General features: G+C 68.5%; 8 protein-coding genes. 5 read left to right on the plus strand and 3 right to left on the minus strand.

Going from position 1 to position 8,042, the window contains the following annotated elements; translation table 11 throughout:
• On the plus strand, nucleotides 1-1,291 hold a 1,291-nt coding region (locus VN520_RS12650; protein ID WP_325746986.1), incomplete at its 5' end, for an LPXTG cell wall anchor domain-containing protein.
• 142 nt (nucleotides 1,292-1,433) lie between these two features.
• On the opposite strand, the gene VN520_RS12655 is transcribed toward VN520_RS12650, so the two are convergent.
• Nucleotides 1,434-2,192, minus strand: a complete 759-nt coding sequence (locus VN520_RS12655; protein ID WP_325746987.1) for a DUF1838 family protein — start codon at nucleotides 2,190-2,192, stop codon at nucleotides 1,434-1,436.
• Between the two features lie 309 nt (nucleotides 2,193-2,501).
• Here VN520_RS12655 and VN520_RS12660 point away from each other — a divergent pair, with 309 nt between their 5' ends.
• Complete coding sequence (locus VN520_RS12660; protein ID WP_325746988.1) at nucleotides 2,502-3,101, plus strand: hypothetical protein; 600 nt, start codon at nucleotides 2,502-2,504, stop codon at nucleotides 3,099-3,101.
• Between the two features lie 418 nt (nucleotides 3,102-3,519).
• Nucleotides 3,520-4,380, plus strand: coding sequence for an alpha/beta hydrolase (locus tag VN520_RS12665; protein WP_325746989.1), 861 nt, complete (start codon nucleotides 3,520-3,522; stop codon nucleotides 4,378-4,380).
• 72 nt (nucleotides 4,381-4,452) lie between these two features.
• On the opposite strand, the gene VN520_RS12670 is transcribed toward VN520_RS12665, so the two are convergent.
• Entirely contained in the window at nucleotides 4,453-4,626 is a 174-nt protein-coding gene (locus VN520_RS12670) for a hypothetical protein (protein WP_325746990.1), read from the minus strand.
• A 61-nt stretch (nucleotides 4,627-4,687) separates the two neighbouring features.
• The gene (locus tag VN520_RS12675; RefSeq protein ID WP_325746993.1) at nucleotides 4,688-5,353 is read right to left on the minus strand and encodes a DUF4232 domain-containing protein; all 666 of its coding nucleotides are present in this window, start codon (nucleotides 5,351-5,353) and stop codon (nucleotides 4,688-4,690) included.
• Between the two features lie 724 nt (nucleotides 5,354-6,077).
• Between VN520_RS12675 and VN520_RS12680 the strand changes: the two genes are divergently transcribed.
• On the plus strand, nucleotides 6,078-6,719 hold the full coding sequence (locus VN520_RS12680; protein WP_325746991.1) for an SMI1/KNR4 family protein: 642 nt from the start codon (nucleotides 6,078-6,080) through the stop codon (nucleotides 6,717-6,719).
• Between the two features lie 321 nt (nucleotides 6,720-7,040).
• A partial coding sequence (locus VN520_RS12685; RefSeq protein WP_325746992.1) for a PA14 domain-containing protein occupies nucleotides 7,041-8,042 on the plus strand: 1,002 nt, incomplete at its 3' end.

Consider the following 8,042-nt stretch of genomic DNA (forward strand, 5'->3'; position numbering starts at 1 on the left):
TGTGAAGATTCGCCGCATGCTTGCCACCGCTGTTGCCGCCGCAGTGACCACGCCTGTCCTCCTGCTGTCGGCCGCACCCGCCTTCGCCGACGCCAAGCCGGCAGCGCAGACGCAGGAAAAGCCGACCATCGCGGAGCTGGAGAAGGCCGCTGCCGCAGCGAAGAAGGCGTACGAAGTCGCCGTGGCGGCCGAGGAAGTCGCCTACGCGGCCGTGGAAGCCGTCATGCAGGACACCACCCCGCTGGCCATGGCCGCCAAGGAAGCCGCGACCGCGGCGGCCGACGCGGCTGCCGCGAAGACCGCCGCCGACCAGGCGGTCGCCGACGCCCAGGCGGCGCTCGACGGCCTCCCGGACACGGCCACCGATGACGAGAAGGCCCTCGCCGAAGCGGCTCTCACCGAGGCGAAGACCGCGGCTGCGGCCGCCGACGCGGCCAAGGCCACCGCCGACGCCGAGCTCGATGCGGCCTACGACGCGCGTGACGACGAGCGGGTCGCCGCGGCCCGGGCGCTGCACCTGGCGAAGCAGGACACCAAGAAGGCCCTCGCCGCCATGAACGCCGCCGACGAGGCGCTGGCCAAGGCGAAGGAGGAGGCCGCCGAGGAGGGCGAGGACGGCGAGGAGGACGAGGACTGCGTACCCGAGCCCGAGCTCACCACGGTCATCACGGGCCTGCCGTCCACCGTGGTCGCCGGCACGAAGGTCAACTTCAACCTCCGGGTGACCAACGGCACCAACAGGACGATGGACGAGGTGCTTCCGTTCGCCTACATCCACGCGACCGACAAGAGCGGGCTCAACGACATCGACGACCTGGTGCACCTGCAGTGGTCGTCCGGCTCGTCCAAGACGTGGAAGACCGTCGACAACGAGCACTACATGGACGCCATCAGCCCGCTGAAGGCCCACACCCACGCCGACGTCAAGATGCGCCTCACGATCGACGCCTCGGCCCCCGCGGGCAACGGCATGACCTTCGTCGCCGGTCGCTACTTCAACGAGAACGGCGCCTGCGGCGGAAGCCCGGATGTCGAAGGCTACGAGTTCCTGATCGCCGCCGCGGGCAGCGACCTCGGCAAGGTCGACGACGCCAAGCCCAGCGCCACCAAGCCGAACACCTCGGACCTCAAGCCGCAGAGCGGCACGTCGGCCACTCCCGTCAGCGGTGCCCTCGCCGCCACGGGCTCGTCCGCGACGTCGCAGCTCGCCCTCGCGAGCGGCGCGGCCCTGGCGATCGGCGCCGGCGCGGTGTTCGTCGTACGCCGCCGCAAGGCCGGCTCCCAGGCCTGACCCATGAGGCGGGCTCCCGGGCCTGACCCATGAGGCGGGGTGCCGGCCGGGCTCCCCGCCCACGCGATGACCCACAGCGGGCCCGACACCGAGCGGTGTCGGGCCCGCTGTGGTGACGGGGCGCCCTGCCGGGACGCCGGCGTCAGTCCCTCGGCTGCTGAGGCGGGTTGAGCTTGCGGAAGTACGTCCAGCTGGTCTCGTTCGGCTCGCTCCACTCCTCCGGGGCCCGGGCGAACTCGGGGTGGCGGCCGGCGATGTAGGCACGGGTGCGCTCGGGGACCTCGGCGTACGAGCCGAGCTTGCGGCCCCGGCAGTGGAAGGTGAGGCCGCCGGGCTGTTGGCCGCGGGCCATCCACGGGAGCCACGGGGACATCCGGGACCAGGACAGGGTGGCAGGGACGCCGGCCGCCGGGCCGGCCAGGTCGGCTCGGTCGGCGAAGAACTGGAAGAGCTCCAGGGCCTTGTACGTGTCGCCGGCCGAGTGGACGGGGTACTGGGCCACCGGCAGCGGCGAGGGATAGGCCAGCGGGATCTCCAGGCTGAAGCAGACCTGCCCGCCGAGTTCGGTCGTCGGGACCGGGAAGGCACCCCACGTCTGGTTCGCCGGGTCGTTCCAGACGTGCACCACCGGCAGGTCCTGCCAGGTCTCCAGGATCTCGCGGGTGACGGGGTCCAGATAGAAGGCCGCTTCGCGGGAGAGCAGCCGGTAGGCGTCCGGTCCGGCCTCGGGGCCCTGGACCAGGCGGGCGACGTTGACCCCCTCGAAACCGAAGACGCGCCGGTAAGGCTCCTCGGGGGCCCAGGAGTACACGTCTCCGGACCACCAGTACGTGACCTCCGCGCCGTCGAGCGAGGCGCGGGTGCGGGCGAAGGCGCGGAGCAGCTCTGCGGATGTCGTCATGGGGTCCACTCTGCGCGACCACAGCGCCGTGCGGGCGGTACACGCACAGTCGACCGGCCCCGCCTCTACTTCGGTGCTGAAGAAGTGCCGGAAGCGAGATAATCACCTGTTTGTTGCCGCATTTTTCTATGGGTGCCGTGTTTTGCCTGTGATGCGGGAGGATTTGTCCACCGTTCTTCGGGAACGAATTACTCGGAGGCCGGCCCCTTCCGCCATGAGTGCATGGATATGCGTTACAGGAAGTGGCTGATCGTTTTCGTGATAGAGTCTTATTGATTCACAGGACGCCACGATCAAAAGGGGAATGGCGTGAATACCGAGAAGGTCACGGCTCGACGTCTCGCGGCCGAGGATATTGCAGAGTTGGGGCTCCAGGACGGCATCTTCGTCTCGGCGGGGACGGAAGGTCTTCCTCTCGACTGCTACGCCCCGGCTTTCCTCACGAAGCCGGGTAAGGAATTCGAGGGAGGGGCCTTCACCGCGAGGACGGTCTTCGGTGAGGAAATCCACGTCCTCCCGGACAACGCCGAAGAGAGCGGAATCTGGGTTGCCGACAAGGCGGGGGAGGAAATCGAGGTCCTCCGGAGCGCCGGCGTCCTCCTGAACCTCGCCCTCTTCGTGCCCGACGGGAACAGGGAGTCGCTGGACTCGCTCTATTCCGCCGCGCGGGAAGCGTTCGGAGCGGGGGTCGTCCAGCGCTGGAGCGAGGAGGTCGTCGCGGTGCCGGACGTCAAGGTCGACCTGTACGAGGAGCCGGCCCGGGCGCGGAAGAACACGAACAGCCAGAACCGCGACCGCCGCGCCCTGGACATCTACCCGACCCGCGTGCGGTTCCTGGAGCCCAGCGAGGGCTGGAAGTTCGTTGTCGAACCGCACAAGGAGATCGTCGACGACACACCGACGATCTGACCTGACGGCGGCCTGGAGGGCACGCAGACGGCATGAGCCCTCCTCCCTGTGGCGCATTCAGGGGCGGAGCAGCCTGCGGGTCGCACGGCTGTTGCCGGCAGTTCAGCGGGACGCCCGGCTGGAATCTCCAGCCGGGCGTCCCGCGTGGTCATGCCGTCGTTGCCGGGCGCCAGGAGCGCGACCGGCTTCGGCCGGCGAAGGGTGCGACGGAACAGCGTGCCCCCTTCACGCGCCTGCGGGGGAGGGGTGGTCCAGGGCCGCTGGGAGCCGTCCCGAAGAGCCCGGACGGGGCACGTCGGCGACGCTCTCACGCCTCGGCGTTCCAGCCGAGGAGCACCTCGCCCTGTCCGGAATCCTGGCGTGCCCTCGTATGCCGCAACTCCCGTAGAGCACCGCGTGGTTGAGAGACACTGGGACGATGTTCGAACACTTTGCATCCAAGCGGATCCCGGTCGAAGGAGCATCGATCTTCACCCGCTGGGGCGGCCAGGGGCCCCCGGTGCTGTTGCTGCACGGCCATCCCAGAACCTCCGCGACCTGGCACAGGGTCGCACCTCAGCTGGTCGAGCGGGGATTCACCGTTGTCTGCCCCGACCTGCGGGGGTACGGCCGCTCCCGGGGCCCGGCACCCACAGCGGACCATGCGGGCCACTCCAAACGCGTGGTCGCCGGCGACATGGTGGCAGTCATGCGGTCGCTCGGCCACTCCCGCTTCCTGCTCGCCGGGCACGACCGAGGCGGAGCAGTGGCACTGCGACTGGTCCTCGACCACCCCGACGTGGTCTCACGGGTGGCGCTGATCGATTGCCTGCCCGTCAGCGAGCATCTGTCCCGCATCACCGCGAAGTTCGCCACGCAGTGGTGGCACTGGTTCTTCTTCGCCCAGCCGGACATCCCCGAGCGTGTCATCAACGCCGACCCGGACAGCTGGTACCGCGGCGACCCGCAGCGCATGGGGCAGGAGAACCACGACGAATGGCGCGAGGCCACCAGGAACCCTGAGGTGGTGCGGGCGATGCTGGAGGACTACCGGGCCGGGCTGACCATCGACAGGCACCATGAGGAGACCGACCGGGCCGCCGGTGTGCGGATTCAGTGCCCCGCCCTCGCACTGTGGTCGATCCAGGACGACCTCGAAGACCTCTACGGCGACCCGCTGGAGATCTGGCGGAAGTGGGCACCGGACGTACGGGGCCACGGAATCGATTCGGGGCACCACGTGGCCGAAGAGGCTCCGGATGCGCTCGTCCGCTCCCTGGGCGACTTCTTCGCCGGCTGATCCATGTCGGGAGCGGCCGTCCCGGTGCCGGACGACATCGGAGAGACGAAGGGAACGCGGACATGCGCGTCATCACAGTGGGAGCAGGACGATGGCGGCGGCGGCGCTCATCAGTCCGGTCATCCGCACGCGGGCGACTTTCTCGTTCAGCAGCGTGAGGCCGAGGACGGTGAGGACGGCCGGGTACAGGGAGGCCAGGACGGCGGTGGCAAGCCGGCCGGCCGCCACGGGCCACAGCAGATCCACGGACCGTACCGCCTCCGCGGACATCACCACCGCAGCGGGTTCGGGTTCGGGTTCGGGTTCGTCAGACGATGACGGGGACGGCCTCGGCGCGGTTGGTGGCCCAGTTGGTGACGATGGGCTTGTCGACGTTGGCGGTGTCGGGGAGTTTGAGCTCGGCGGGGTGGGGATCGTCGTCGGTGAGGGCGATGATGACGGTCTCGAACTCCTTGCCGGCATCGCTGTCGGTGGTCTTGGGGCTGATACCGGTGTACGCGACGGTGGAGCCGGTGAGCTCGATGGGGTCTTCGCCACCCTGTCCGACAGGGGAGGCGACGCCGTCGGTGCCGGAGCCGAAGGACACGCTGGGGGTGTTGGTGTCCAGGTAGCAGGTGATACCGGACTTGGCCTTGGCGGTGACGAGGTAGTAACCGCCGGCCTGGGACTCCGAGGTGACCGTGAAGTCCAGGTCGTTGGTGCCGCAGGACTGCCCGTAGCCGCTCTTCTCGCCGTCGCCGGAGTCGGCGGTCCTGACAGGGGAGTCGCTGGAGTCGGAGGAGCCGCTGGAACCGGAGGCACTGGAACCGGATCCGCTGGTGGAAGGGCTGCCGCTCCCGCCGCTGCCGACGGAGGGAGCCGAGGCGCTGCTGGCGTCGTCGGCGTCGCAGGCGGTGGAGGTGGCAGCGATGGCCGTCACGGCTGCGATGGCGAGGAAGAGACGGGTGGAACGGGCGGCGAGGCGCGAACGCATCATGATCTCCATCGGCTTTCGGTTGCGGTGCTTCCTGCGTGCACCGATGACACTAGGCCCGAGTCGATCCTGAAACGGTCCTGCACACGTCCGGGTTCTGTCTCAGCGAATCGGTTCCACGGAACGGGGCTGAATCGCCCCACCCCCAGCTCAAGGAGCAGTCCGGCTCGGCCCTCGGGCGCACGGGGCGGCGCACGTCGCGTTGCGCTCACAGCGCCCCGAGCCTGATCACCGTCCCCATCGAGGGCATCGCCCCGGCCCGAGTCGTCTCGGCAAACCGCGCGGCCGATGCCAATCCTCTGATCAGCGATTTCATCGAAATCCGGCCACCCGGCACACCCGCCGGCAGGGTGCGCGAACGGCATGCGCCATAAAAAATGGTCCAGCCGGCAAACAAGGCCCTGTCCTGCGGCCAGGTCCTTGGTCGAAGAGCGGACGAGAGAAGCGGACTCGCGCTCCGAGCTCGGGAAACAACGGTGCTTGGACTGCCGAAATGGCCTCGGCCCGCATGTTCCGCCCGGACCGGGTGGGGCCGGCAGGGTCTCCGGGAGCCGCGCTCGCCCGCTGCGGCCCGCTCCGAAGAGCACGGATGGGACACGGTACTGACGGGTGGGCAGCCCGCGATGCCTGCCGCGGAGATGGCTCAGGCCGGATGTACCGGGGGCGTGGCCACCAAGAGGTTTTGCCCGGACGCTGTCAGTACCGGGTGGCAGGATGCCATGGCATGACCGCATCGATCAGTGAGTCGTGGACGCGCATCGAGGACTGGCTGTCCGAGCACGCACCGACGACCCACGCTGCGCTGGCTCCACCCGCGGATCCGGCGGACATCGCCGCGACCGAACGCGTCATCGGCCGGCCGCTCCTCAAGCCCTTGGTGACGTCACTGCTGCAACACGACGGCCTCCTCGACCAGTGGAGTTCTCTGCTGCCCGGTTCCTACAGCTTTCTGAGCACACGTCAGACAGCAGCTCAGTGGGAACTTTTCACCAGCTTCCACGACAAGCGCACGGCAGATGAGGAAGGCGACGAGGTGGACTATGACTTCATGAAGACCGGGGCCAGCAGCGTCCTGTACGGGCATCCGCAGTTGATTCCCCTCGCGCGGGAACTCGGCGGGGGTTACCTCGTACTGGACCACCGTCCCGAAAGCGACCGGGGGCGCGTCCATGAGGCCGAGGCCACGGAAGGCGTCATGCGTGGATCACACGAGATGTGGACGTCCCTGCCGGTGCTCATGGACACGATCGCCACGTCTCTTGAGACCGGCCATCCCCTGAACGGCTGCACCCCCGCAGTGGATGAGAAGAAGAGACTGCGCTGGGACTTCATACCGCTGCGCGATCGGACCTCGCATCGGCCATGACGCCGCAGCGGATGGTGAGTTACATGTGGCCGGCTCTGTCCACGAGTTTCCGGGAGCAGCAGCCGCCCTCCAGCCGAAGAGGTGCCCCTGCCCTGCGCTTTCCCCTGGGGTGGAGTGATCGGCTGTGGTCTCCGGGACCCGTACATGACCGCTGCTCTCCGCTCTGAAGGGCGCGGATGGGGCACGGGAGTCGCTACGGAGACCGTGTCCCAGCGTCTGAAGCTGTCACGGCTGAGGCTCGTACAACCAACCGGCCCTCTTGTCTGTCTTGTTCGGCGACGTCTGACCGACATCGGCCGCCGAACAGGACTGAAGGACTTGATGAACCCAGCCAGACGCACGACCGCCACCGCCTTGGCCCTGGCCACGGCAGGCGGAGTGCTCTACGCCACCGCCGTACCTGCTTCCGCGGCGGCGAACTGTACTCCCCCCGTCTTCACACGGCAGTTCTTCGCGAACACGACGTTCTCGGGTACGCCGAAGAAGACGGACTGCGATTCCACGATCGACCAGAACTGGGGCAGCGGAGCCCCCGTCTCCGGCGTGCCGTCCAACAACTTCGGCGTGCGCTGGTCGGTGACGCGCGACTTCGGCTCCGGTGGCCCCTTCACGTTCACGGCCTCCGCCCTGGACGGAATGCGCGTCTATGTCGATGGCGTCCGCAAGATCGACGTATGGAAGAACGTCTCCGCCACCGTCACGAAGACGGTCAACGTGACGATCCCGGCGGGCAAGCACACGATCCGCTTCGACTTCGTCAACTGGACGGGTTCCGCGAACGTCAGGTTCGCCTATACGCCACGAACCTCCGCCGCCTACGACAAGGTCAAGCCCCTCATCCCGACGGGTGCGGCCGTCTCGTACAACTCCGCCACCGGCGCCGCCAAGCTCACCTGGTCCAGGAGCAAGGAGATGGACCTGGCGAACTACCGGGTCCACCGGCGGCTGAAGGGCGCGCCGTACGGCAAGCAGCTCGCGACGACCACCGCGACGTCGTACACCGACAGCGCGCTGCCCAAGACCGGAGCGGCCTACTACTACGAGGTGCGGGCCGTCGACAAGGCGGGCAATGTCTCCGGCGGCAGCCCCGACAAGCTCGTCACCACCGTCGACAGGACGCCGCCCGCCGCGCCCTTCGTCGAATGGGATGCCTGCCCGGCCGACCAGCCCTACGCGGCACCGGAGCTGGTCACCACCGCACAGAATGCCGCCGACATCGCCCGGTACGAGATGCAGCGGCTCGACGCCACCACGAAGAGCTGGAGCACCGTCTACTCCGGCACCAAGGGTGCCGTCTGCGACACCGGCTACCGGGCCGACGGC

Source organism: Streptomyces sp. (assembly GCF_035563135.1).
Lineage (GTDB): Bacteria > Actinomycetota > Actinomycetes > Streptomycetales > Streptomycetaceae > Streptomyces.